Origin of the sequence: Streptomyces sp. 1222.5 (genome assembly GCF_900105245.1) — a bacterium.
In the GTDB taxonomy this organism is placed as follows: Bacteria; Actinomycetota; Actinomycetes; order Streptomycetales; family Streptomycetaceae; genus Streptomyces; species Streptomyces albidocamelliae.
The window spans coordinates 1,745,982-1,769,851 of sequence record NZ_FNSZ01000001.1 but is presented as its reverse complement, the minus strand read 5'-3'; the positions used below and the strand labels follow the sequence as shown (position 1 = coordinate 1,769,851).

General features: G+C 72.8%; 22 protein-coding genes and 1 pseudogene. 13 read left to right on the top strand and 10 right to left on the bottom strand.

The window, feature by feature from the left end; all coding sequences use genetic code 11:
* The first annotated feature begins 19 nt into the window (after window positions 1–19).
* The 5 genes from BLW57_RS08005 (at window position 20) to BLW57_RS07985 (ending at window position 7,563) form a co-directional block, all read left to right on the top strand.
* Window positions 20–3,154 (top strand): helicase-related protein, encoded by a 3,135-nt coding sequence (locus BLW57_RS08005; RefSeq protein WP_093473234.1) that lies wholly within the window; start codon window positions 20–22, stop codon window positions 3,152–3,154.
* On the top strand, window positions 3,151–5,004 hold the full coding sequence (gene drmB, locus BLW57_RS08000; protein ID WP_093473233.1) for a DUF1998 domain-containing protein: 1,854 nt from the start codon (window positions 3,151–3,153) through the stop codon (window positions 5,002–5,004). Before BLW57_RS08005 ends, drmB begins: the two co-directional genes overlap by 4 nt.
* A complete protein-coding gene (locus BLW57_RS07995; protein WP_093473231.1) occupies window positions 5,001–6,086 on the top strand; it encodes a DEAD/DEAH box helicase in 1,086 nt (361 codons plus the stop codon). The genes drmB and BLW57_RS07995 overlap by 4 nt, the downstream gene beginning before the upstream one ends.
* A gap of 73 nt (window positions 6,087–6,159) precedes the next feature.
* The gene (locus BLW57_RS07990; protein WP_093473230.1) at window positions 6,160–6,810 is read left to right on the top strand and encodes a hypothetical protein; all 651 of its coding nucleotides are present in this window, start codon (window positions 6,160–6,162) and stop codon (window positions 6,808–6,810) included.
* Between the two features lie 39 nt (window positions 6,811–6,849).
* Window positions 6,850–7,563: a YcnI family protein gene (locus BLW57_RS07985; RefSeq protein ID WP_093473228.1), complete on the top strand. Its 714-nt coding sequence runs from the start codon at window positions 6,850–6,852 to the stop codon at window positions 7,561–7,563.
* Window positions 7,564–7,729: 166 nt separating this feature from the next.
* Here BLW57_RS07985 and BLW57_RS07980 read toward each other — a convergent pair whose 3' ends face one another.
* Window positions 7,730–8,509, bottom strand: a complete 780-nt coding sequence (locus BLW57_RS07980) for a CDP-alcohol phosphatidyltransferase family protein (RefSeq protein ID WP_093473227.1) — start codon at window positions 8,507–8,509, stop codon at window positions 7,730–7,732.
* 107 nt (window positions 8,510–8,616) lie between these two features.
* On the opposite strand from BLW57_RS07980, the gene BLW57_RS07975 reads away from it, so the two are divergent.
* From BLW57_RS07975 to BLW57_RS42185, 5 genes and pseudogenes are all read left to right on the top strand, one after another.
* Complete coding sequence (locus tag BLW57_RS07975) at window positions 8,617–9,591, top strand: zinc-dependent alcohol dehydrogenase (RefSeq protein WP_093473225.1); 975 nt, start codon at window positions 8,617–8,619, stop codon at window positions 9,589–9,591.
* A gap of 126 nt (window positions 9,592–9,717) precedes the next feature.
* Window positions 9,718–10,116 carry a 6-pyruvoyl trahydropterin synthase family protein gene (locus BLW57_RS07970; protein WP_093473224.1) on the top strand — a complete coding sequence of 133 codons (399 nt, stop codon included), beginning with the start codon at window positions 9,718–9,720 and terminating at the stop codon, window positions 10,114–10,116.
* Between the two features lie 29 nt (window positions 10,117–10,145).
* A complete protein-coding gene (locus BLW57_RS07965) occupies window positions 10,146–11,345 on the top strand; it encodes a glycosyltransferase family 4 protein (RefSeq protein WP_176985912.1) in 1,200 nt (399 codons plus the stop codon).
* Window positions 11,342–12,508 carry a class I SAM-dependent methyltransferase gene (locus tag BLW57_RS07960; protein WP_256339421.1) on the top strand — a complete coding sequence of 389 codons (1,167 nt, stop codon included), beginning with the start codon at window positions 11,342–11,344 and terminating at the stop codon, window positions 12,506–12,508. The genes BLW57_RS07965 and BLW57_RS07960 overlap by 4 nt, the downstream gene beginning before the upstream one ends.
* Window positions 12,505–13,539 (top strand): annotated as a pseudogene (locus BLW57_RS42185) (YbhN family protein); the annotation flags it as partial. The gene BLW57_RS07960 and the pseudogene BLW57_RS42185, both read left to right, overlap by 4 nt.
* Before the next feature lie 143 nt (window positions 13,540–13,682).
* On the opposite strand, the gene BLW57_RS07950 reads toward BLW57_RS42185, so the two are convergent.
* Window positions 13,683–14,447 (bottom strand): creatininase family protein, encoded by a 765-nt coding sequence (locus BLW57_RS07950; protein ID WP_093473221.1) that lies wholly within the window; start codon window positions 14,445–14,447, stop codon window positions 13,683–13,685.
* A 39-nt stretch (window positions 14,448–14,486) separates the two neighbouring features.
* On the opposite strand from BLW57_RS07950, the gene ribA reads away from it, so the two are divergent.
* On the top strand, window positions 14,487–15,146 hold the full coding sequence (gene ribA, locus BLW57_RS07945) for a GTP cyclohydrolase II (protein ID WP_093473219.1): 660 nt from the start codon (window positions 14,487–14,489) through the stop codon (window positions 15,144–15,146).
* Between the two features lie 140 nt (window positions 15,147–15,286).
* Here the strand turns inward: ribA and BLW57_RS07940 are convergent, their stop codons facing one another.
* The 4 genes from BLW57_RS07940 to BLW57_RS07925 form a co-directional block, all read right to left on the bottom strand.
* The gene (locus BLW57_RS07940; RefSeq protein WP_093473217.1) at window positions 15,287–15,883 is read right to left on the bottom strand and encodes a hypothetical protein; all 597 of its coding nucleotides are present in this window, start codon (window positions 15,881–15,883) and stop codon (window positions 15,287–15,289) included.
* A gap of 23 nt (window positions 15,884–15,906) precedes the next feature.
* A complete protein-coding gene (locus tag BLW57_RS07935) occupies window positions 15,907–17,130 on the bottom strand; it encodes a serine hydrolase domain-containing protein (protein ID WP_093473215.1) in 1,224 nt (407 codons plus the stop codon).
* Window positions 17,131–17,194: 64 nt separating this feature from the next.
* Window positions 17,195–18,544, bottom strand: coding sequence for an MFS transporter (locus BLW57_RS07930; protein ID WP_093473213.1), 1,350 nt, complete (start codon window positions 18,542–18,544; stop codon window positions 17,195–17,197).
* Window positions 18,541–19,122, bottom strand: a complete 582-nt coding sequence (locus tag BLW57_RS07925; RefSeq protein WP_093473211.1) for a TetR/AcrR family transcriptional regulator — start codon at window positions 19,120–19,122, stop codon at window positions 18,541–18,543. Before BLW57_RS07925 ends, BLW57_RS07930 begins: the two co-directional genes overlap by 4 nt.
* Before the next feature lie 110 nt (window positions 19,123–19,232).
* Here BLW57_RS07925 and BLW57_RS07920 point away from each other — a divergent pair, with 110 nt between their 5' ends.
* Window positions 19,233–19,670: a PPOX class F420-dependent oxidoreductase gene (locus BLW57_RS07920; RefSeq protein WP_093473209.1), complete on the top strand. Its 438-nt coding sequence runs from the start codon at window positions 19,233–19,235 to the stop codon at window positions 19,668–19,670.
* Window positions 19,671–19,692: 22 nt separating this feature from the next.
* Here BLW57_RS07920 and BLW57_RS07915 read toward each other — a convergent pair whose 3' ends face one another.
* Complete coding sequence (locus BLW57_RS07915; protein ID WP_093473207.1) at window positions 19,693–20,571, bottom strand: NAD(P)-dependent oxidoreductase; 879 nt, start codon at window positions 20,569–20,571, stop codon at window positions 19,693–19,695.
* Window positions 20,572–20,676: 105 nt separating this feature from the next.
* Here BLW57_RS07915 and BLW57_RS07910 point away from each other — a divergent pair, with 105 nt between their 5' ends.
* Complete coding sequence (locus BLW57_RS07910) at window positions 20,677–21,273, top strand: TetR/AcrR family transcriptional regulator (protein ID WP_093473205.1); 597 nt, start codon at window positions 20,677–20,679, stop codon at window positions 21,271–21,273.
* A 37-nt stretch (window positions 21,274–21,310) separates the two neighbouring features.
* On the opposite strand, the gene BLW57_RS07905 is transcribed toward BLW57_RS07910, so the two are convergent.
* The 3 genes from BLW57_RS07905 to gnd form a co-directional block, all read right to left on the bottom strand.
* Complete coding sequence (locus tag BLW57_RS07905; protein WP_093473203.1) at window positions 21,311–21,976, bottom strand: TetR/AcrR family transcriptional regulator; 666 nt, start codon at window positions 21,974–21,976, stop codon at window positions 21,311–21,313.
* Window positions 21,977–22,391: 415 nt separating this feature from the next.
* A complete protein-coding gene (locus BLW57_RS07900; protein ID WP_093473201.1) occupies window positions 22,392–22,985 on the bottom strand; it encodes a histidine phosphatase family protein in 594 nt (197 codons plus the stop codon).
* A 6-nt stretch (window positions 22,986–22,991) separates the two neighbouring features.
* Window positions 22,992–23,870, bottom strand: a complete 879-nt coding sequence (gene gnd, locus BLW57_RS07895; RefSeq protein WP_093473199.1) for a phosphogluconate dehydrogenase (NAD(+)-dependent, decarboxylating) — start codon at window positions 23,868–23,870, stop codon at window positions 22,992–22,994.

The window sequence follows — 23,870 nt, the reverse complement described above, 5'->3', positions numbered from 1 at the left end:
CACCAGTCCCAGGAGCATCATGGACGCCCGGCAAGAGCTCGTCGACTACCTGCACCGCCAACTCGTCGGTCCTGTAGGCGGCGAGCAGGAGATTCTCGACGCCCCGCCCGACCGGCAGTACCTCATGGGCACCCTCTATCCGCAGGAAGCCGATCTGCAGAGGCAGCTGTACCTGGCGGCGGAGGAGCCGGACGGTCCGGGCACGGAAGCGCGGGCCGACGACACCTCTCCGTCCACGGATCCCGTTCCCGAGGCGAACTCCTGGTTGCCGTCCTCCCTCGGCCTGAGCTTCTACACCGACACGACCACAGTCACTGTCAGCTGCTCCGGTGCCCGCTACGAGACCAAGGCCGCAACCGGCGAAGGGGGCCGGCGCTGGCTGCGAGTTCCGCTCACCCCCGAAATGCACACGCTCGGCCCCGACCGTGACCGCGTGCCCGTGCTCGACGGCAGGGCTGAGATCCGGGTGCGCCGGCGCATGTTCGGGAGTGGGCATCTGGTCACCGTGGCCCTGGTCAACGCCGCGCACCACGAGCAGGCGCTCGGCAAGGTGGCACAGTGGGACCGCATGCTGTTCCAGGTGGGCCTGGAAGCGCGGCCCATGGACGGTACCGTCCTGCCGTACCCGAGCGTGCGCCTGGCCAGCCGCGACCCCGAGGAACAGGAACTGCGACTGCAGTACCGGCACGTCCAGACACACGCCGTGGGGCACGGGTGCGCCGTCGAGGAGCAGCGCGACGAGGACTCGGGACGGGTGACCGCGGTGAAGGCCGCCGTCATGCCGCAGGCCGAGGTCAGCGGCACCCGGGCTGCCGGACTCACCGACTCGCCCGTACTCAACGTCCTGCACCTCGCCGACGACACCGTCTCGGTGGAGCAACTCCGCGAGGAGCTGCACGAGTTCGCGGCCCACTACCGGGCCTGGTACGTGGGACAGCTCAACACCGAGATCCCCGAGTGGGGCCGCGACGCCGCCGATCGCATTCTCGACCGCATCGACGCGGCGGTCATCCGCATCGAGTCCGGTGTGCGCTCGCTCTGCGACCCACGCCGCCCCGAACTCCTGCACGCCTTCCGGGCCGCGAACCGTGCCATGGCATTGCAGATGCGGCACTCCGCTCGCGACCAGGCCGGCGAGCGGCGCGCACGCCGTGACCCCGTGCTGCTCGACCCGACGCCGAAACCGGACGCGACGTGGCGGCCGTTCCAGCTGGCGTTCTTCCTGCTCGCCGTGGACGGGGTCGCCGACCCGGGACACCCGGACCGAGACGTCACCGACCTCATCTGGTTCCCCACCGGCGGTGGAAAGACCGAGGCCTACCTGCTGCTGGCCGCCTTCGTCATGGTCCTGCGCCGTGCCGCACCCGACGGAGGCGGGACCGCCGTCCTCAGCCGCTACACCCTCAGTCTGCTGACGACACAGCAGTTCCAACGGGCGGCCACCACTGTCTGTGCTCTGGAGACCCTGCGCCGCGCCGACCCGGAGACGTACGGAGAGGAGCCGTTCTCCATCGGCCTCTGGGTGGGCGAGGCCACGTCCCCGAACTCCTATGACACGGCCCGCACCAAGTTCGAGGAGGTACGCGGGGCCGCCAAGCCGGACGACGTGTTCATCCTGGACCGGTGCCCCTGGTGCGGCACACGGATAGTTCCCTCCCACAAGTCGCCGGACATCGGCGACTACGGCGTGCGTGCGACCGCCGACTCCTTCGCCTTCCACTGCCCGCGCGACGACTGCGCCTTCCACGACGAGCTCCCCGTCAGCGTCGTGGACGAGCAGCTCTACGACCGGCCGCCCACGTTCGTGCTCGGCACCGTGGACAAGTTCGCCCGGCTGGCCTGGGAGCCGCGGGCCGGGCGGCTCTTCGGCGCCGAGACCGGGAACCTGCCGCCGTCGCTCGTCATCCAGGACGAGCTGCACCTGCTCACCGGCCCCCTCGGCACCACCGTCGGCCTGTACGAGTCGGCCGTGCTCGGTCTGTGCACGACGCCCGAGGGCGTCGGACCGAAGGTGGTGGCCTCCACGGCGACCATCCGCCGCTCCGGTGAACAGATCCGTGCGCTGTACGGCAGCGAAGTTCAGCTCTTCCCGCCGGCCGGACTCGACGCCCGGCACTCGTACTTCGCCGAACCCGACAGGTCGCGGCCCGGCCGGCTCTACCTCGGCGTCATGGCCCAGGGGCACACCGCGGGCCGCGCCTCGGTGGCCACCGCGGCGGCCATGTTGCAGGGTGCCTGGGAACTGCCCCTGGAACACCGCGACGACTACTGGACCCTGGTCGCCTACCACCACAGCCTGCGCGAACTCGGACGTACGGTCACAGCCGCGGCCGACGACATCCCGGCCCAGCTCAAGGGCCTGGATGCAGGCTCCGGCTGTGGCATACGTGAGTTGGGCGATCTGCAGGTCCAGGAGCTGACCAGCAACCTGCCCCGAGCGGAGCAACCCGTCCTGCTCGACCGGCTCGAGAAGGGCTGGAAGGACGAGGAGTCGGTGTCCTTCCTGCCCTGCACGAACATGCTGTCCGTGGGTGTGGACGTCAAGCGGCTTGCGCTCATGCTCATGCAGGGCCAGCCCAAGACGACGGCCGAGTACATCCAGGCCACCAGCCGGGTGGGCCGGCACACCGTGCCCGGCCTCGTCGTCACGTTCTTCAACGCCACGCGTCCCCGCGACCGTTCGCACTACGAGACGTTCGACGTGTATCACCGGTCGTTGTACCGGCATGTCGAGCCGACGAGCGTCACACCGTGGTCCGTACCCTCGCGCCGCCGCGCACTGCACGCCGCGCTCGTCATCCTCGTACGCCATCGCCTCGGCCTGGCCGCGGAGAACCAGGCAGGCCGCATCCTCGACCGGATGACCGAAGCGGAGGCACTCGCGGACGAGTTGTCGGCACGGGTGGTGACCGCCGGAGAGTCCGTCTCGGCCGACGCCGTGCGCAAGGAACTCGGCGAACTCCTCGCCGACTGGGAGGAAGCCGCCCGTGAGGCGCGTAAGGACGGCCGGGCGTTGTACTACCGCAACCAGGGCAAGGGCCAGTCCAACCTCATCAAGAGCTTCGAGCAGCGCTACGGCCTGTGGGAGACGCCCAACTCCATGCGCAATGTCGACCGCGAATGCCAGGTCATGGTGAAGGGAGCGGACCTGTGAGCCGCACACTACGGGTACGTCAGTCACAGACCGTCCTGCCGTTCGGGGTCGGAGCCGTCTTCGACATCCAGGGCGAGTCGTTCGTGGCCACCGGCATCGGTGACTGGCCGCAGCGGGCCAAGCAGCGGGTGGAGTCGCCTCGCCTCGCCACTCGTCTCGGGGTCACCGGCTTCTACGCCGCCCCGCCCACCGCCAATGACCGCTACGACGTCCCGGACACCCCCGGTGCTCCCTACATCCGTTTCCCCGCCTGGCTGTTCTGCGGAGCATGCCGACGGATGAAGCGCTGGCGCATAGCGGACGAGAAGCCGGGACAGCCGCCGCGCTGCCCGTCCTGCTCGACCGGCCCCACCCTCGCGCCGATGAGGTTCGTGCAGATCTGCTCCGCCGGCCACCTCGGAGACATCGACTGGTGGTTCTGGGCCCACTCACGACGTGACACCACTGAGCGCAGGGAGTGCGGAGAACGCGAAAAGCTGCGGTTCCTGGTCTCCGAGCGGGCCTCCGGCCTCGAAGCCCTCTCCGTCGCATGTGCGGCGAAGGGCTGCGGAGCCTCCCGCGACCTGCTCGACATCCTCGGCACGCACGGCATGCGCTGCTCCGGACGCAACCCGTGGCAGCGGGCGAACGAAACCGTGGAGTGCGTGAAGCCCGTGCAGATCGTGCAGCGCACCGCAGGCAATCTGTACTACCCCGTCGTGCACTCCGCCCTCGACATACCTGAGACGGAAACCCCGGCGCACCACGACGAGAGGACCGCGAGCCGGGTGCGCGAGCACGACCTGTGGGTCTCCCTGTGCAAGGTCGCCGCCACCCCACGCGCCGAGGTCTTCCGCGAAATGATCAAGGATGATACCGGGGCGGACGACGTCCTGTTGGATCTGCTCCTGGCCGAGGAGACCGGAGAGCCTGCGACGCAGGCTCCCGAAGCGGCGGTCGCACCTGCGCGCCCCGACCTCAGCCGCGAGGAGTGGGCGGCCTTCATGGCGCCCGTCCCGCCCGCCACGCGGGACTTCGCACTGCGCGAGACCACACTGGGCCTGGCCCAGGAGACCGAGGAGCCCTGGGTGGGGCTGCGGCGCGGCATCGGACGGATCCTGCTCGTCGACCGGCTGCGCGAGGTGCGTGCCCTGTCCGGCTTCACTCGCGTGTCACCGGACGCCACTGTCGTACCCGCCGACACCGCAAGGCGCCTGAAGTGGCTCCCTGCCGTGGAGGTCTTCGGTGAAGGCATCTTCCTCACCCTCGACAGGGACACACTGAGGAACTGGGAAGCCGACGACCGGGTGATTCGGCGCGTCGCCGGAATGCGTGCCGACCTCGACCGCGCCTTTCAGAAGGACCGGCTCCAAGCCCTCACCGGAGCAGAGCTCGCCCCGAGGTTCGTCCTGCTGCACACCCTCGCGCATCTCCTCATCCGCCAGCTCTCCTTCGAGTCGGGCTACACGACGGCGAGTCTGCGTGAACGGATCTACGCCCGCCCCGAACAGGACCAGTACGGCATCCTCGTCTACACCGCTGCCGGCGACGCCGAAGGCACGCTCGGCGGACTCGTGCGCCAGGGAGAACCGGCGCATCTGGCGGAGACGCTGCTGCGCATGACCGAAGCAGCCGCATGGTGTTCCGCCGACCCCCTGTGTGCCGAGCATGCCGGGCAGGGCTTCGGCAACCTCAACCGGGCCGCCTGCCACGCCTGCGCTCTGCTGCCGGAGACGAGTTGCGAGTCAGGCAACACACTGCTCGACCGTGCCCTCGTCGTCGGCGGGGAGCAGGTGCCCGGCTACTTCGAGCCCATCGTCACCGCCGCCCGGGCAGCGGCGGCCGCAACCCTGGAGCAGGCCGCCCCATGACGCTCACCTACCTCGACCTCAGTTCTGACCAGCGGGACGCGCTCGACAGCCTGCCGTTCGACGGCAACCACCTGATCAGCGGGCCGCCCGGCAGCGGCAAGAGCCTGCTGGCAGCCCAGCGCGCCGTCATGCTCGCACTCACCGGCACCCCGGCTGTCCTGCTCACACGGTCCCATCTGCTCCACCAGTCCTTGGCCTCCACCGTCCACGCTCTGGGGCCGAGGGACCGCGGAGTTCGTGTCGCCACGGCGCACGCATGGCTCGCCGACTGGTACGGCCCGAAGGCTCCACGCGCCGAGGACGGCTGGTACGACTGGTCTGCCTTCTACGATCGGGCCGCCGAAACCGAACCCGACCCCGGTCTGACCCTGGTCATCGACGAGGGACAGGACCTCCCCCCGGAGTTCTACCGACTGTGCAGGCTCCTCGGGGCCCGGATCACGGTGTTCGCCGATGAGTGCCAGCGCCTGACCGACACGAACTCCACCCTGGCGGAGATCGCCCAGCGGCTCGGCAACTGCACACTCCTGGAACTCGACGGCAACCATCGCAACACTCGACAGATCGCCGCCCTCGCCGCCCGCTTCCACACAGGGGCCGGCCTGCCCGTGCTACCCGAACGCGAAGGCCCGCCGCCGCGCGTGCACCGCCTGCCCGAGCGGGGCGCAGCCGACCTCCTGGTCACGCTGACCCAGCGGCACCCCGATCACACCATCGGTGTGATCGTGAACTCCAAGCACACCCAGTTCTCGATCCTCGGCAGTCTGGAGCGGAGAGCGCCGCGGCTCAAGCCGCAGCTGTACACATCCCAGGCGACCGGGGGCCGCTACCGGACTCTGGACCTCGCTCGCCCCGGGGTCGTCCTGGTCCATCGAGCCAGCGCAAAGGGCCTGGGCTTCGACACGGTCGTCGTCCCCGACACGCACACAGACGCGGCTGCCGATCCCACCTCGGCGGCTCTGCGGATGACCTATTACGTGATGGCCACGCGGGCGCGCAAGGAACTCCACCTCGCGTATGAAGGCGATAGCGAGCCGCCGCTGCTGACGCAGATCGGTCCAGGGGAATTGCTGCGTGGCTGACAAGCATCCGGTCGCCGACTGAACACCCCGACACCGCACGCCGTATCCCCCCACCGTGGGAAGATCCCTCACCATGAGCGCGTCCCCGGTGGTGCGAGGCCTGCGGGCCGCGGTGTTCGCCGCGGTGTGCGTGCTGCTCGCCGCCGCCGGGCACGGGCTGGCCATGGGGGACATGCCGCCGTTGTGGGCCGACGCGGGCGGGTTCCTCGCCGTCTTCGCGCTCGGCTGCGCGCTCGGCGGGCGCGAGCGGTCGCTGGCCGGCATCGGTGCCGCCATGCTCGGCACACAGGCAGGGCTGCACCTGGCGTTCCGCGCGGCCCACCGAGGGAGCACGCCCGACAGCTCCTCGCGTACGGCGTCCACGCCGGGACACACCATGACGGCGATGCAGGCGCACATGGCGCACCTGGCGCACGCGCACCCCGTCCACCTCCACACCGTGGCCCACCCCACCGCCACCGGTCACGCCACCGTCGCCCACCTCGTCGCCGCCCTCGCCGCCGCCTGGTGGCTGCGGCGGGGCGAGGCCGCGCTGTGGTCGTTGCTCCGTCGGGCCGGCACGCTCGTACCCGGGCTCCTCGCCTGGTGGCGGGACGCGCCCCTGCCCGCGCCCGCCGCTTCCGCCCCGCGCGCCCCGGCCGGCCCGGCACCACCCCGCCGAACCCCGCTGCGGCACGTGGTACACCGGCGCGGGCCCCCGGCCCCGATCCCGTACTCGGCCTGACCCCTCACCCACCCAGTTCGTACGGAGATCGACTCACCCATGTCCACGTCCCGCATCACCCCGCGCCGCGCCGGAACCGTCACCGCCGTGGCGGCCGCCTCCGTCCTCCTCGCCGCCGGTGCCGCCTCCGCGCACGTCACCGTGCACCCGGAGAGCTACGCCAAGGGCGCCACCGACGGCGTGCTCACCTTCCGCGTCCCGAACGAGGAGGACAGCGCCGCCACCACCAAGGTCCAGGTGTTCCTGCCCACCGACCACCCCGTGCTCGGTGTCCTCGTCCACCCGCAGGACGGCTGGACCGCCAAGGTCACCACCACGAAGCTGAAGAAGCCGGTCAAGACCGACGACGGCACCATCACCGAGGCGGCCTCCTCCATCACCTTCACCGGCGGGAAGATCGGCGCGGGCCAGTACGAGGACTTCGACGTCGCCTTCGGCCAGCTTCCCGACGACACCGGGAAGTTGACGTTCAAGACGCTGCAGACGTACTCCGACGGCAAGGTCGCCCGCTGGATCGAGGAGTCGACGGGAGGGGAGGAGCCGGAGAACCCGGCACCGGTGCTCGAGCTCACCGCGGCCGGTGCGGACACGGCGTCGACGGCGTCGAAGAACACGGCGCCCCGGGCCGCCGCCCCGGGGGACTCCACCGACTCGACCGCCCGCGGCCTCGGCATCGCCGGGCTGGTCGTCGGCGTACTCGGCCTCGTCGCCGCCGCGTTCGCGATCGTCCGGGGGCGGTCGGCACGGTCGTAGGCACGTCGTAGGCACACGGAGAAGGGCCCGGACCGTCCACCGGTCCGGGCCCTTCTCCGTGCTGACGTGCGGGTGAAAGGCGGTCGCTGTCGGCCGAGGGCGGTCAGGAGGGGCGGCTGCGATCCGGTCGCTCCCGGTGCGCCCCCCGCCGCCCGCCCGCCACGGATCACCGCCCGGCCAGCTCCAGCACCTTGGGCTCCGGCGCGGCCGGAGTCGGGACCGGGTCCTGGACCCGGGTGCGGGAGTTGCGCCGCAGCCACAGCACGTCCCGGCCGAACGACCACAGCAGCGAACCAAGGGCCGACAGCACGATCGTGAGGTTCGCCGCGGACGGCAGCAGCTCGGAGCCGGCCAGCAGCAGCGCGATGCCCTGCACCGCGGCGACGGTCTTGCGGGCGAAGGACGGCGGCAGCGCGGCGTTCAGCCAGGGGGCGACGCGGGCCGCGGCGACGAAGGCGTACCGCATGCCGCCGATCAGCAGCACCCACGGGCCGAGCTGCATGGACACGTACACGCTCAGCACCAGGATCAGGAACGCGTCGACCTCCATGTCGAAGCGGGCGCCCAGCGCCGAGGAGGTGCCCGTACGGCGGGCCACCTTGCCGTCCACACCGTCCAGGAGGAGGGCGACGGCGGTGAGACCGACCAGCAGCGTCACCGGCGGCGCGCTCTCGAAGGAGTCCGCGACCAGCGCGGTCACCCCGCCGACCAGGGTCGCCCGGCCGAGCGTCACCCGGTTCGCGGGCCCGAAGGAACTGAGCCGGGAGCGGTGCAGGGCGCGGGAGAGAACCGCCCAGGTGGCGAACGCGAAGACCAGCCCCGTCAGCCAGCCGGCCGGCCCGAGGCCGATCACCGAACCGAGCAGGGCCAGCAGCAGGATCTGGATACCCGCTCCCACAGCGGTCTCCTGCTGGAGCCTCGCGTCGTACGTGTTGTTCAGGGCCACCGCACACCCTCCGGCCGAGTGACAGAGTCGATCAACGCCGCGTACTCTGCGCGGCCTGTGCACTTCTCGGTACGTGAACAACTTGCCGATCGTTCAGGAGGATGCCGATGAACCGTTCCGCCCGCGCGTTCTGGCTCGGCTCGCCAGGCCACGGCGAGCTGCGCGACGTCACCCTCGCGGAGCCCGCCGAGGACGAGGTGCTGGTGCGTGCCCTGTACTCCGGGATCAGCCGCGGCACCGAGACGCTGGTCTTCCGCGGGGGCGTGCCCGAGAGCCAACACGCCGCGATGCGGGCGCCGTTCCAGGAGGGCGACTTCCCGGGCCCGGTGAAGTACGGCTACCTGAACGTCGGCGTCGTCGAGGAGGGCCCGGCTGAGCTGATCGGCCGTACGGTCTTCTGCCTGTATCCGCACCAGAGCCGTTACGTCGTTCCGGTGAGCGCCGTGACCGTCGTACCCGAGCGGGTGCCCGCCGCACGAGCCGTGCTCGCCGGGACCCTGGAGACCGCGGTGAACGCCCTGTGGGACGCGGCGCCGCTGATCGGCGACCGGATCGCGGTGGTCGGCGGCGGCATGGTCGGCTGCTCGGTGGCCGCGCTGCTCGCCCGCTTCCCCGGCGTACGGCTCCAGCTGGTCGACGCCGATCCGGCCCGCGCGAAGACCGCGGAGGCGCTCGGCGTCGACTTCGCGGCACCGGCCGACGCCCTCGGCGACCGCGACCTCGTCGTGCACGCCAGCGCCACCGAGCAGGGCCTCGCCCGCGCCCTCCAACTCCTGTCCCCGGAGGGCACGGTGGTGGAACTGAGCTGGTACGGCGACCGGCGGGTCGCCCTGCCGCTCGGCGAGGCCTTCCACTCCCGCCGGCTCACCCTGCGCAGCAGCCAGGTCGGCACCGTCTCCCCGGCGGCGCGCGCCGGCCGCACCTACGCCGATCGGATGGCCCTCGCCCTCGACCTGCTCGCCGACCCGGCGCTGGACGCGCTCGTCACCGGCGAGAGCGCCTTCGACGATCTCCCGGACGTCATGCCCAAGCTCGCCTCCGGGGAGATCCCCGCCCTGTGTCACCGGGTGCGGTACGCCTAGACCGGTCTGACCTGAGAAAAGAGTGAGAGGGGGCTGAACACGGGGAAGCGAAGAGCCGTACTACACGGCATCCCCCGGCGGCCAAGGGCCGGGGGACCAGACGCGCCGCACCTGGAGGGTCGTCCGTTGTTCAGCATCACCGTCCGCGATCACATCATGATCGCCCACAGCTTCCGCGGCGAGGTGTTCGGACCCGCGCAGCGACTGCACGGCGCCACGTTCCTCGTGGACGCGACGTTCCGCCGTGAGCAGCTGGACGAGGACAACATCGTGGTCGACATCGGTCTGGCCACGCAGGAACTGGGCGCCGTGGTCGCCGAGCTGAACTACCGCAACCTCGACGACGAACCCGAGTTCGCGGGGGTCAACACCTCCACCGAGTTCCTCGCCAAGGTCATCGCCGACCGGCTCGCCGAGCGCGTCCACAAGGGTGCCCTCGGCGAGGGGGCCAGCGGCCTCGCCGGCCTCACGGTCACCCTGCACGAGTCGCACATCGCCTGGGCGAGTTACGAGCGTGGGCTGTGACCGATCTGACCGTGGGTCCGGAGCCTGCCGTGCCGAGCCTGGGCACCGGGAGCCGCGACACCGTGGAGAGGGCACGCCTCACCTACGTGCCCGCGCAGCCCACCGCCGCCGACAACGCCGGAATCATCCCCATGTCCCTGCGCACCGTGCACTTCGTCATGCCGGGCGGCGTCGACGACCCGGCCGCGCCCAGCGGCGGCAACGCCTACGACCGCCGGGTCTGCCTGGACCTGCCGGGCTTCGGCTGGCAGGTCGCCCGGCACGCCGTGCCCGGCGACTGGCCGAGCCCCGGCCGGGACGCCCGGGAGGGTCTCGCCCGCGCACTCCGTGACCTGCCCGACGACTCCGTCGTCCTGCTCGACGGAATCGTGGCCTGCGGCGTACCGGAGATCGTCGTCCCCGAGGCGCAGCGCCTGCGGCTCGCGGTCCTCGTCCATCTGCCGCTCGGCGACGAGACCGGCCTGGACCCGGACGTGGCCGCCGACCTCGACGCCCGCGAGCGCGCGGTGCTGCGGGCGGTGCCCGCGGTGATCGCCACCAGCGACTGGGCGGTCCGCCGTCTCGTCTCCCACCACGGGCTCGCCCCGGACCGGGTGCACGTCGCCGCGCCGGGTGCCGACATCGCACCCCTCGCGCCGGGCACCGACGGCGTCTCCCGGCTGCTGTGCGTGGCCGCCGTGACCCCGCGCAAGGGGCAGCACCGCCTCCTGGAGGCACTGGCGGCGGTACGGGACCTGCCGTGGACCTGCGAATGCGTCGGCGGCCTCGGCCACGACCCCGAGTACGTCGCCGAGCTGCGCGCCCTCATCGAGCGGTACGGCCTCACCGACCGCCTCCACCTGTCCGGGCCGCGCTCCGGCGCCGATCTCGACGCCGCCTACGCGGCCGCCGACCTGATGGTCCTCACCTCCTACGCCGAGACCTACGGCATGGCGGTCACCGAGGCCCTCGCCCGCGGCATCCCCGTCCTCGCCACCGACGTGGGCGGGCTGCCCGAGGCGGTCGGCCGCGCCCCCGACGGCGGGGTGCCCGGCATCCTCGTCCCGCCGGAGGAGCCGGCCGCGCTCGCGGCGGAACTGCGCGGCTGGTTCGGCGAGCCCGACGTACGCCGCCGCCTGAAGGCCGCCGCCCGGGGCCGGCGCGCCGCACTCGTCGGCTGGGCCGCCACGGCCCGCAGCCTCGCCGGAGTCCTCGGACGGCTCCCCGAACCCCCGCGGAGGGCGGCATGAGCACCCAGAGGACCGCACCGAGCGGGCCGACCACGGCACAGCAGGCGCCGGGCGGGCCGGTCCCGGCCCAGCCCGGCCCCGGCGAGGCGGAGTACAGGACCGGAACGGGCAGGGAGCGGGAGGCCGTCGTGCGGAACGCCGGTGTCGTGGGACACGAGGAGGCGCGGATCGTGGACGACCGGGGCGAAGCGGCGCGTGGCGCCGAGGACCGCGACGCCTCCGGCGGCGCGACGGACGAGGGCGCCCCCGCCCCGGTCATCGCCGGTGCCGGTCCCGTCGGCCGCCCTGGTGAACGGGCCACCGTACGGCTGCGGGACGGCGGCTCGGAGGAGCCGCCGCGCTACGCGCCCGAGTGGCTCCAGCTGCGGGAGAGCGCCGACGCCGCGGCCCGTGCGCAGGAGCTGCTGGACCCGCTGCGGACCCGGCTGGCCGGTCTGCCGGGACGGGAGGGCGGACTGGTCGTGCACGACCTGGGCTGCGGCACCGGGTCGATGGGCCGCTGGCTGGCGCCCCGGCTCGACGGCGCCCAGCACTGGGTCCTCCACGACCGCGACCCCTACCTGCTGCACTTCGCGGCCGTCGCCTCCCCGCGCTCCGCCGCCGACGGCAGCCGTGTCACGGTCGAGACGCGCCGCGGTGACGTGGCCCGGCTGACACCGGACGCGCTCGACGGGGCCGCGCTGGTGACCGCGTCCGCGCTGCTCGACGTCCTCACCCAGGACGAGATCGGCGCCCTGGCGGAGGCCTGTGCCGGGGCCGGCTGCCCCGCGCTGCTCACGCTGTCCGTCGCCGGACGGGTCGAACTCAGCCCCGCCGACCCCCTGGACGGCGAGATCGCCGACGCGTTCAACGCCCACCAGCGGCGCGACGGGCTGCTCGGCCCGGACGCGGTCGGTGCGGCCTGCGAGGCGTTCGGCGAGCGCGGAATGACCGTACGGGTGTCACCGAGCCCCTGGCGGCTCGGCCCCGACGAGGCCGCGCTGACCGAGCAGTGGCTGCGCGGCTGGGTGGGCGCGGCCGTCGAGCAGCGCCCGGAACTGCGCGAGCGCGCCGAGCGCTACCTGCGCGACCGGCTCGCCGCCTGCGCGGCCGGTGAACTGCGCGTGGTCGTCCAGCACAGCGACCTGCTGGCGCTGCCCGGTCCCCTCGGGGACGTGTCATGAGTACCCGGGCGGCGACGGCGGGCACGGCGACGGAGGCGCGGACGGCCGCCGCGCCGGGCACGCGCAAGAGAACGCCCGGTACGGGCCGTACGCGTGACGCGGTCACGGTCCGTCCCCCCAGGACGCCCTGCGCCGGCCCCCGCCCCGCCGGCGAATCGGTCACCGTGGCCCCCGAAGCCCCCGGCGCCGAGCAGGGCCCGGCGAACCGCCGCTCCGGTGCGCGTGCCCTGCGCACCCACCTCGGCACCGCCGCCGGTGTGGTCATCCTCGGCGCGCTGCTGTGGCGGCTCGGTACCGGCCCGCTGCTCGACGGGCTGCGGCGGATCGACACCTGGACGGTCCTCGCCGCCCTCGGCATCGGCCTGGTCACCACCGTGTTCAGCGCGTGGCGCTGGCAGTTGGCGGCCCGCGGGCTGCGCCTCCGGCTGCCGCTGGGGCCGGCCGTCTCCGACTACTACCGGGCGCTGTTCCTGAACGCGGCCCTGCCCGGCGGGATCCTGGGCGATGTGCACCGGGCCGTGCGGCACGGGCAGAGCGCCGGCGACGTCCGGCGCGGGGTGAAGGCGGTCGTGCTGGAGCGGGTCGCCGGGCAGGTCGCGCTCGCCGTCTTCGGAGCGGCCGTGCTGGTGACCCTGCCGTCACCGGTCCGTGCCGACGTCCGCGGCTTCGCCCCGCTGGTGGCCCTCGCGGCCGCCGGGGCGTTCGCCGTCGTCCTCGCCGTCCGTCTGAACCGCGCTCCCGCGCGGCGCGGCGGCGCCCTGCACGCCGTGCTGCGCGAGACCCGGCAGGTCCTGCTCTCGCGGCAGGGCGGGCCGGGCATCGCGTTGTCCTCGGCCGTCGTCCTCGCCGGCCACCTCGCGATGTTCGTCGTCGCGGCCCGCGTCGCCGGCTCCGGAGCGTCGGTCGCCGTGCTGGTGCCGCTCGCGGTGCTCGCCCTCGTCGCCATGGGCCTGCCGCTGAACGTCGGCGGCTTCGGCCCCCGCGAGGGCGTCACCGCCTGGGCGTTCGGCGCCGCCGGGCTCGGCGCGAGCAGCGGGGTCGCGGTCGCCGTCGTGTACGGCGTGCTCAGCTTCGTCGCGAGCCTGCCCGGTGCCGTCGTCCTGGTCGCCCGCTGGTTTGCGGGCCTGCGGGCCGGAGCCGCGTCGGCGGACCCCGGCCGCGCACCAGCGGCGGACTACCCGCGCGGGCCGGCCGAGGTGAGCAGCGCGAAATACGGCTCGAAGGATTCGACGAGGCTCGTCAGCAGTTCCTTCCCCTTTTCCGCCGAACCCAGGGAAGGGCGGCCGATGACGCCCGATTCGGTGTAGGCGGACATTCCCACGGTGAGCAGATGACGACGGTCGTCGGCGATGAAATCGGCGGACTCGTAACCAGGGCGGACGAATTCGGGGTGAGCGTGCAGAAGAATCGAGGTCTCGATTTCTCCCGCGTGCATGTCGGTGAGCAGCGAGGTCTGCACCCCGGCCCGCTCCCGGGCCGCCTCCCAGTCCTCGGCGGCCGGGAACAGGGCCGCCCGCTCCCCACGCGCGGAGGCCTCCTGGACGACGTTGCCCAGCACGTAGTTGCCGCCGTGCCCGTTGACCACGACGAGCGCCTGCACGCCCGAGCGGCGCAGCGACTCGGCGATGTCCCGCACCACCGCGTGCAGCGTCGCGGCGGAGATGCTGACGGTCCCCGGCCAGTCCGCGTGCTCGTGCGAGCACGCGATGGTCAGCGGAGGAAGGAGGTGCACCGGGTACGCGGCGGCGATCTCCCGCGCCACGGTGCAGGCGATCAGCGTGTCGGTCGCCAACGGAAGGAACGGACCGTGCTGCTCGAAACTCCCCACGGGAAGGACGGCCACCTGTGCTGAAACGCCCGCCCCCCGCGTCCGGACATCTTCCGTGGTGTCCGCCGGCATCACCCCGTGTGCCACCGTACGCGCGCCCGAACCAGTCATCCTTCTCACGGCCTTTCATCTCTGCTTAGGAATCAGATCATGACAGAAAACATCGGTGTCCTCGGCAAGAAGTCCCCGCGGCGTTCCGGCGCGGAGCGCGTCGTGAATGCGCCGCTGCCCACCGTGTACGGGAAATTCCAGGCGATCGGCTACCTGGACCACGACCGCGGTGACGAGCAAGTCGCCCTGGTCTACGGCGACATCGGCGCCGAGGGCGTGCTGACGCGGCTGCACTCGGAGTGCCTGACCGGCGACGCGTTCGGCTCCCAGCACTGCGAGTGCGGTGACCAGCTGGCCGCGGCGATGCGTGCGGTCGTCGCCGAAGGCAGCGGCATCGTCGTCTACTTGAGGGGCCACGAGGGCCGTGGCATCGGCCTGCTGGCCAAGCTGCGCGCGATGGCGCTCCAGGCGGAGGGCCTGGACACGGTCGAGGCCAACCTGGCGCTGGGCCTGCCCGTCGACGCCCGGGACTACGGTGTCGCCGCGGAGATCCTGCACGACCTCGGGGTCCGCTCGGTACGCCTGATGTCCAACAACCCGCGCAAGCTGGAGGCGCTCGCCCGGCACGGCATCCAGGTCGCCGAGCAGGTACCGCTGCTCATCGAGCCGTGCGAGAGCAACATCACCTATCTGCGGACCAAGCGCGAGCGGATGGACCACCACCTGCCGCACCTGGACGCCGTCGCCCACGGTTCCTGACCCGGTGCCGCGGCCGCCTCGTCACTCCGCCGGGTGCGGTGCCCGGCGGCGCTCCGCCGGCCCCGCCCCGCGCCCGGTGAGACCGTGGACGTCCACCGGCGCGGAGGGCTCGGCATCCAGGAGGCGGCCGCGTGAACCTCTCACCAGATCACCACGGAGACACCGCACAGCCCCAGTCCGCGCTGTGCCGCCAGCCGCCACAGGCGCAACGGGCCGTCGAGGACCGACTCCTCCCCGTCGGAGTACTCCAGCCAGTCCCGCCGCTCGGCGACGGCCCGGTCCACGGGGCCGAACGTCAACGCCCGTTCGACCTCGGGCAGGGTGTCCCGCACCTCGGCAGAGGTGAGCAGGAAGTTGCCGCACCAGCCGGGGACCAGCGCGGCCCGGTCGGGCCCGACCGCGTGGAAGAAGGACCGCACGGCCCAGTCCTTGCTCCGCACGCCGAGGAAGACGCGGTCGCCGATGTCCTCCTGGCCCCACACGTCGTCCAGCAGGGAGAACGGATCGTCCTCGGACAGCCCGTCGTACATCCGCTGGACGTACCCACCGCCCCGGACCAGGTCCAGGAACTCCTCGGACGGTTCGGCCGTCATGCCCCCGGCCGTCCAGCGGGCCCACCGGTCACGGGCGAGCGGCTCGTTCCGCTCCGCCTCGATCAGCGGCAGACAGCGCGGAGCCAACTCGGCGATGAACGAGTCGTCGTGGGCACTGATGCTCCAGGCCGTGGTGATTCCCATGGGCGGGACTGTAGACCGGGCCGTCAGTCCACGATGGACTCGTGCACCAGGCGGCGCAGTTCCGGGAAGACCTTCAGGGACTTCGGGCGTACCTGGCTCATGAACTGCACCGTGAGGTCGTGGCGGGGGGCGATCCAGAACGCGGTGGTGGCCGCGCCGGTCCAGCCGTACGTGCCGGGGCTCGACGGGGCGAGGGTGCGGGACGGGTCGACGACCACGGAGACGTTGAAGCCGAAGCCGAGGCCGTCCATGCCGGGCTCCCGGTGGACGGGCGCGCCGAACTCCCGCAGGATCGCGTCGCCGGGCAGTTGGTTGCGGGTCATCGCCGCGACGGTCTTCGCGGACAGCAGCCGGACACCGTCCAGCTCACCGCCCCGGCGCAGCATCTCCATGAACCGGTGGAAGTCGAGTGCCGAGGAGACCAGGCCGCCGCTGCCGGACAGGAACCGCGGCCGGCCGTGCACCGGCAGCCCCGGCACCGGCGTGATCCCGCCGTCCTCCGTCTCGCCGTACAACTCGGCCAGTCGGCACGCCTGTTCGGGCGCGACCTGGAAGCCGGTGTCGGACATGCCGAGCGGGCCGAGGATCCGCTCGGCGAAGAAGGCGTCCAGCGGCTGCCCGGAGACCACCTCGACGACCCGGCCGAGCACATTGGAGGCGACCGAGTAGTTCCACTGCGTGCCCGGATCGAACTGCAGCGGCATCCGCGCGTACACCTCGACCGTCTCGGCCAGACCGGCGCCCGGCGGCACCGAGTACTCCAGGCCGGCCTCGCGGTACAGGGCGTCGACCGGGTGCTTGTGGTAGAAGCCGAACGTCAGGCCGGCGGTGTGGGTGAGCAGGTGCCGCAGCAGGATGGGACCGGCGGCCGGGCGGGTGCGGACGCCGGCGCCCGAACCGCCCTCGTACACACGCGGTTCGGCGAACGCCGGCAGATGGCGCTCCAGCGGATCGTCCAGGGACAGCCCGCCCTCCTCCGCCAGCATCAGCACCGCGACGGCCGTCACCGGCTTGGTCATCGAGTAGATCCGCCACAGGGTGTCCGGCTCGACCGGCAGCCCGGCAGCGACGTCGCGCAGGCCGTACGTCGTCAGGTGGGCGACCCGCCCGCCGCGGGCCACGGCCAGCAGGTGGCCGGGCAGCCGCCCCTCGTCGACGTGCCGGGCGAAGCTCCGGTCCAGGCGGCCCAGCGCCTCGGCGTCCAGCCCGGCCTCACCGGGCTCGGCTTCCTGCCGCAGTCGTCCCATCGCTCTCCTCCGCTCGTGTCCCTCGCGGTGTGTACCGCCTACCCCACCGGCACCCACCCGTCCCTCATGATCGCGCAGGAATGCCGCCGGGGACCCGCTCTTCTGCGGTCTCCGCGAGCGACGTGACGCCGGCGGCGGCGGGCAGCGCGCCGCTCAGGGGTACGGCGAGCGCGGCCACGGCCGCCAGGGTGAGCAGGGCCGGTCCGGTGCCCGCGCCGAGCAGCGCCGCCGCCGCGGCCACGCCCACGGCGGGGCCGACGTTCAGCGCGGTCTGCTGGAGCCCGCCCGCCACTCCGGCCACTGCCACGTCCGCTCGGTGCACGATCACGTGGGTGGCCGTCACCATCACCGTGCCGAACCCCGCGCCCAGCGCCGCGAACCCGCAGGCCAGGAGGGGCACGGCGGTGGTACGGGACAGTACGAGGACACCGAGCGCGAGCAGCGCCGTGGCCCCTGCCGTCGCCCGGCGCGCCCCCAGCCGGCGCAGCAGTCCGGGGCACAGGGCGGCGGACAGGATCATCAGCACCGCCAGCGGCAGGCTGATCAGCGCACTGCGGAACGCGTCCATGCCGAGCCGGCGCTGAAGGACGTACGTGGCGACGAACAGGGTGCCGAAGAGTGACGCGGACACGGTGACCAGGATGCCGAGGGCCGCCCCGACCGCCCGAGAGCCGATCACCTCGGGCGGCAGCAGCGGACTCGCCGTGCGCCGCTCGTGCGCGACGAGGGCGGCGGCCGTGAGCAGGGCGACGACCACCCCCACCGGGGAGGCGGGCCGGCCGGTGAGGGTGTGCACCAGGCAGGCCAGGGTCACCGCGAGCAGCGCGGCACCCGGCAGGTCCAGCGGAGTCCGGAGGTTCGCCGGGCGGTGCTCCGGCCGGAGCAGGGCCGGCAGTCCGAAGGCCAGCGCGGGCAGCACGTTGACGAGGAACACCGCCCGCCAGCCCAGCCCGGACACCAGCGCCCCGCCCGCCAACGGGCCCGCGGCCGCTGCCAGTCCGATCGCGGCGGTCCGCACGGCGAGGGGCTTCGCCAGCCGGTCCGGCGGGTAAGCGGCCCGCAGCATGCCCAGCGTCGCGGGCTGGAGCAGTGCCCCGAACACGCCCTGCACAGCCCGGAGTCCGATCACCCAGCCCACCGTGGGCGCGAGTCCGATGCCGGCCGAGACCGCGCCGAAGCCCAGCATGCCGAGCCCGAACATCCGCCGGTGCCCGTACCGGTCGCCGAGCCGCCCCGTGAACACCAGCAGGCTCGCCACCGCGACCAGATACGCGGTACTCGTCCACTGCACGCCGGCGAAGCCCGCCTGCAACTCCCGTTGCAGGCTGGGTTGCGCGACGGTGAGGGCCGTGCCGTCCAGGGCGACGATCACCGCGCCCGCCACGCTGCTCACCAGCGTCCACCGCCGGTTCACCGGTCGCTGCCGGGGCCGAGGTGCGCGCGCAGGACGGCATCGAGGAGGGCTCCGAGATCGTCTTCGCCGACGGCCAGTTGGAGGCTGCGCCAGCGCCACAGCTGGGCGAGGCCGTGCAGGTTCGCCCACAGCGCGCCCGCCACCTGCCGGGCCTGCGCCTCGGGACCGGCGCGGCCGACGAGCTCCGTGAGCAGCGCGAACAGGGGAAGGCTGGTCTCCCGCAGCCCGAGGTGACCGCTCTCCAGCAGATCGTGACGGAACATCAGCTCGTACATGCCGGGGCTGTCCAGCGAGAACTCCACGTAGGTCCGCGCCAGTGCCGCCACCCGGGCACGGGGATCGGCCGGCTCCCGTGCGAGCGTCGCCTCGGTCCGGGCCGCCAGCTCGGCGAAGCCCCGGCGGGCGATGGCCGACAGCAGTTCCCGGTGGGTGGGGAAGTAGCGGCGCGGTGCCCCGTGCGAGACGCCCGCGCGCCGGGCGATCTCCCGCAAGGTCAGCGCCTGCGGCCCCTCGGCGGCCAGCAGCTCCACGCCGGCGTCGACGAGCCGCTCGCGCAGGGTGGTGTCGGATGCGGTCATAGACACTGTCTACCAGTGCTGGGTAGACAGTGTCTACCGGCGTGAGCGGGCGGTGCCCGCCGATCCGGCGCCGGGGAATGCCCGCACGGCCCGCGACAGTTGACACGGATATGAACCAGGACTCCGCGCAGGACGCGCTGCTCGAACTGCTCTCCGAAGGCCACGGCGGGGTGCTGGTCACCCTCAAGCGCGACGGCCGCCCGCAGCTGTCCAACGTCAGCCACGCCTATGACCCGGACGAACGGACCATCCGCATCTCGGTCACCGACGACCGCGCCAAGACCCGCAATCTGCGCCGCGACCCCCGCGCCTCGTACCACGTGACCAGCGGCGACCGCTGGGCGTACACCGTCGCGGAGGGCACGGCGGAGCTGACGCCGGTCGCCCGCGACCCGCACGACGAGACCGTCGAGGAACTCATCCGGCTCTACCGCGAGGTGCTCGGCGAACACCCTGACTGGGACGAGTACCGTGCCGCGATGGTCCGCGACCGCCGTCTCGTGGTGCGGCTGCGCGTCGAGCGGGCGTACGGCGCCCCGAAGCGCTGAGGCGCGGCCGGCCGGGAAGCGGTCACGGCGTCCCGGCGGTCCGCGCCTCGATCGCCCGCAGTACGGCGACCATGTCCTCGCCGCCGTGCCCCTGCGCCACCGTCTCCTCGAACAGGGTGTGGCAGACGTCGAGGAGCGGTGAGGCGAGGCCGGTCCCGCGGGCCGCCTCGGCGATGAGCCGGTTGTTCTTGAGCACGTCCAGCGCGGCCGCCTGCACCGCGAAGTCCCGCTCGCGCAGCTTGGGCGCCTTCATCCGGGAGACCCCGCTGGCCATGGGGCCCGCGTCGAGGACGTCCAGGAACAGCCGCCGGTCCAGGCCCTGGCGCTCGGCGAAGTGGAACGCCTCCGTCAGTCCGGTCACGAGGGTGATCAGGAAGAGGTTCACGGAGAGCTTCATCAGCAGGGCGCCGGGCGCGGGACCGCACACGAACGTCTCCCGGCACAGCGGTGCGAGCAGCGGCCGTACGGCGTCCACGGCGTCCTCCTCCCCGGCGAGCATCGCCACCAGCTGCCCCTGCTCGGCCGGGACCCGTGATCCGGAGACGGGTGCCTCGACGTACCGGCCGCCGGCGGCGCGCACGTCGGCTTCCAGGGCGCGGGAGTACTCGGGGGAGGTGGTACCCATGTGGACGACGGTCCGCCCCGCGACCCGTGCGGCCAGTCCGGGGGCGCCGCGGCCGAGGACCGTGTCCACGGCGGCCTCGTCGGCCAGCATCAGCAGCACCACGCCCGCCCGCTCGAACACCTCGTCCACGCCCCCGGCGACCTGGGCCCCGGCCGCGCGCAGGGGTTCGGTGCGTTCGGGGGTCCGGTTCCACACCACCAGGGGGACGCCGGCCGAGGCCAGACGCAGCGCCATGGGCCGGCCCATGACTCCGAGGCCGAGGAAACCGACGTTCACGGGTGGCCGCCCTCCGCTGACGCGAGCCTGACTATGACACCCGTCATAGTAGCGGGCGTTATGACACCCGTCATAGGGTGGGGGGAGGCGAGCGGAGGTCGGACGATGGGCGATGCGCGGCGGGGACCGCGGGAGCGGATGGTCTTCAGCGCGGCCCAGCTCATCCGGCGCGACGGGGTCACGGCGACCGGCATGCGCGACGTCGCCGAACACGCCGGGGCGCCGCGCGGCTCCCTCCAGCACTACTTCCCGGGCGGCAAGGAACAACTGGTCAACGAGGCCGTCGACTGGGCGGGGCGGTACGCCGGCGGACGGATCGCGCGCTTCGTGGCGGGGCTCGACGAACCGACGCCGGGCGCGCTGTTCGCGGCGATGGTCGCGCAGTGGACCGAGGAGTACCGGACGGACGGTTTCGCCAAGGGCTGCCCGGTGGCCGCCGCCACCGTCGACTGCGCCTCGGCCGGCACCTCGACCCGCGAGGCGGCGGCCGCCGCGTTCGCCACCTGGCGGGGCCCGCTCGCCGAGGCCCTCACCGGCATGGGCGTCCCGGCCGGCCGCGCCGGAAGCCTGGCCACGCTGATGATCAGCACCCTGGAGGGCGCCATCGTCCTCGCCCGCGCCGAACAGGACGCCGCACCCCTGACCACGGTCGCACGCGAACTCGGCCCCCTCCTCGACGAGGCGGCGACCGGCGCGGGGTGAGGGCGGGCCGGGTGTGCTCGGCGCGGCCGGCCGCCGCTCAGCCGAGGGCGCGGTCCGCCGTCAGGTACGCGATCACCATGTCCCCGAGCATGGTCCGGTAGTGCTCGCGCCGCGCCGGAGCCACCAGGTTCCGGCCGAACAGGACCCCGAAGGTGTGCCGGTTGGCGACCCGGAAGAAACAGAACGAGCTGATCACCGCGTGCAGGTCGACCGCGTCCACGTCGGCCCTGAACAGCTCGGACTCCTGCCCCGCGGCCAGGATCCGGCGGATCACCTCCAGCGCCGGGGAGCCGATCCTGTCCAGCTTCCCGGAGGCCGCGATGTGCTCGGCGCCGTGGATGTTCTCGATGCTGACCAGACGGATGAAGTCCGGGTTCCGCTCGTGGTGGTCGAAGGTGACCTCGGCCAGCCGCCGGATCGCCGCGACCGGGTCCAGGTGCTCCACGTCCAGCTGCCGCTCGGCCTCCCGGATCGCGCCGTAGGCCCGCTCCAGCGCGGCCGTGAACAGCTGCTCCTTGCCGCCGAAGTAGTAGTAGATCATCCGCTTCGTGGTGCGGGTGCGGGCCGCGATCTCGTCGACGCGGGCGCCGTCGTAGCCGGCCCGGGCGAACTCCTGCGTGGCCACGTCGAGGATCTCGGCCCGGGTGCGGGCGGCGTCGCGCACGCGTCCCGCGGATCGCGGCGGTTCTTCGACGCTCGTCATCGGATTCCTCCGGGGGCCAGGGGACGCCTGGGCGGCACGCGCGGTCGCGTGCCGGTGATTCTAGAAGCCGGACCGCCCGTACCGGCCGGGGTCTTCGTCACACCCGCCGCATCCCGCGGAACTGATGTACTGGTCGGTACGTCAGTGGCGTCCCCGGGAGGTCCGCCTCCGCGCCCTCACCGCCGGCTGACGGCACGGGTGACTCCGACGACCACGGTCGTGGCCGGGATCCAGCCGGTCAGGAGCTTGAGGGCGGCCCTCTCGCCGGGTTCCCGGGGGCCGTTCCCTCGTCGCGGAAGTCCATTCCGCACCCGTGGCGAAGGCCCGCCGGAGTCGTCGTTCGGCCGGTGTCGGATCGTTTGATCTCCATCGGCCGTGACTCCGGCGGGCCCCGGTAACTGTGTCAACCGTCTGTTTACGGACGCACGTTCCACTCCGCGATCACCGGGCGGCCGTGCTCCGTGGAGAGGCGGCTGACCGTGGCCGTGGCCAGCTGGAACAGGCGGCCCTCCGCCGGGGGCAGGCCCAGGCGGCGCGCGGTGAGCACCCGCAGGAAGTGGGCGTGGGCGACGAGGACCACGTCGCCGGTGTCCTCGGCAAGGGCGGCGTCGACGCGGGCCAGGACCCGGTCGGCGCGGGCGCCGATCTCCGCGGGTGACTCGCCCGGGTGTCCCGGCGGGCCGGGCGGCACGCCGTCGTTCCACAGGTCCCAGCCCGGCCGGGTGCGGTGGATCTCGGCGGTGGTGATGCCCTCGTAGCCGCCGTAGTCCCACTCGTGCAGGTCGGGATCGGACACGACCCCGGGCAGACCCGCCAGTTCGGCGGTGCGTATCGCGCGGCCCAGCGGGCTGGACAGCGCGCGGGCGTAGGTCCGGCCGGTGAGGAGCGGGGCGAGGGACTTGGCCTGTTCCTCGCCGTGCTCGGTCAGGGGCAGGTCGGTCCAGCTGGTGTGCCGGCCCGACACGCTCCACTCCGTCTCACCGTGGCGGACCAGCAGGAGGTCCCCCACGGCGGGTCAGCCCTTCTTCTCGACGGCGTGGCCGCCGAACTGGTTGCGCAGCGCCGCGATCATCTTCATCTGCGGCGAGTCGTCCTGCCGGGAGGCGAACCGGGCGAACAGGGAGGCCGTGATCGCGGGCAGCGGCACCGCGTTGTCGATGGCCGCCTCGACGGTCCAGCGGCCCTCGCCGGAGTCCTCCGCGTAGCCGCGCAGGTTCTCCAGGTGCTGGTCCTCGTCCAGGGCGTTGACCGCGAGGTCGAGCAGCCAGGAGCGGATGACCGTGCCCTCCTGCCAGGAGCGGAACACCTCGCGGACGTTGTCCACCGACTTGACCTTCTCCAGCAGCTCCCAGCCCTCGGCGTAGGCCTGCATCATGGCGTACTCGATGCCGTTGTGGACCATCTTCGAGAAGTGCCCGGCGCCGACCCGGCCGGCGTGGACGTATCCGTACGGGCCCTCCGGCTTGAGCGCGTCGAAGACCGGCTTCAGCGGTTCGACGTGCTCCTTGTCGCCGCCGACCATGAGCGCGTAGCCGTTCTGCAGACCCCACACGCCGCCGGAGACACCCGCGTCGACGAAGCCGATGCCCTTGATGCCGAGTTCGGCGGCGTGCTTCTCGTCGTCGGTCCAGCGGGAGTTGCCGCCGTCGATGACGGTGTCGCCCTCGGACAGCAGGTCCTTGAGCTCGTCGATGACGCCCTGGGTGGCGGTGCCGGCCGGGACCATCACCCACACGCGGCGGGGCGCGTCCAGCTTCTCGACCAGCTCGGCGAGGCTCTTGACGTCGGAGACTTCGGGATTGCGGTCGTAGCCGATGACGGTGTGGCCGGCGCGGCGGATCCGCTCGCGCATGTTGCCGCCCATCTTGCCGAGACCGATGAGACCGAGCTGCAT

Coding starts and splice junctions, on each gene's coding strand:
- BLW57_RS08005 (WP_093473234.1), top strand. CDS start 20: ATGGACGCCCGGCAAGAGCTCGTCGACTACCTGCACCGCCAACTCGTC.
- BLW57_RS07995 (WP_093473231.1), top strand. CDS start 5,001: ATGACGCTCACCTACCTCGACCTCAGTTCTGACCAGCGGGACGCGCTC.
- BLW57_RS07990 (WP_093473230.1), top strand. CDS start 6,160: ATGAGCGCGTCCCCGGTGGTGCGAGGCCTGCGGGCCGCGGTGTTCGCC.
- BLW57_RS07985 (WP_093473228.1), top strand. CDS start 6,850: ATGTCCACGTCCCGCATCACCCCGCGCCGCGCCGGAACCGTCACCGCC.
- BLW57_RS07975 (WP_093473225.1), top strand. CDS start 8,617: ATGAACCGTTCCGCCCGCGCGTTCTGGCTCGGCTCGCCAGGCCACGGC.
- BLW57_RS07960 (WP_256339421.1), top strand. CDS start 11,342: ATGAGCACCCAGAGGACCGCACCGAGCGGGCCGACCACGGCACAGCAG.
- BLW57_RS07950 (WP_093473221.1), bottom strand. CDS start 14,447: ATGACTGGTTCGGGCGCGCGTACGGTGGCACACGGGGTGATGCCGGCG.
- ribA (WP_093473219.1), top strand. CDS start 14,487: ATGACAGAAAACATCGGTGTCCTCGGCAAGAAGTCCCCGCGGCGTTCC.
- BLW57_RS07940 (WP_093473217.1), bottom strand. CDS start 15,883: ATGGGAATCACCACGGCCTGGAGCATCAGTGCCCACGACGACTCGTTC.
- BLW57_RS07935 (WP_093473215.1), bottom strand. CDS start 17,130: ATGGGACGACTGCGGCAGGAAGCCGAGCCCGGTGAGGCCGGGCTGGAC.
- BLW57_RS07925 (WP_093473211.1), bottom strand. CDS start 19,122: ATGACCGCATCCGACACCACCCTGCGCGAGCGGCTCGTCGACGCCGGC.
- BLW57_RS07920 (WP_093473209.1), top strand. CDS start 19,233: ATGAACCAGGACTCCGCGCAGGACGCGCTGCTCGAACTGCTCTCCGAA.
- BLW57_RS07910 (WP_093473205.1), top strand. CDS start 20,677: ATGGGCGATGCGCGGCGGGGACCGCGGGAGCGGATGGTCTTCAGCGCG.
- BLW57_RS07905 (WP_093473203.1), bottom strand. CDS start 21,976: ATGACGAGCGTCGAAGAACCGCCGCGATCCGCGGGACGCGTGCGCGAC.
- gnd (WP_093473199.1), bottom strand. CDS start 23,870: ATGCAGCTCGGTCTCATCGGTCTCGGCAAGATGGGCGGCAACATGCGC.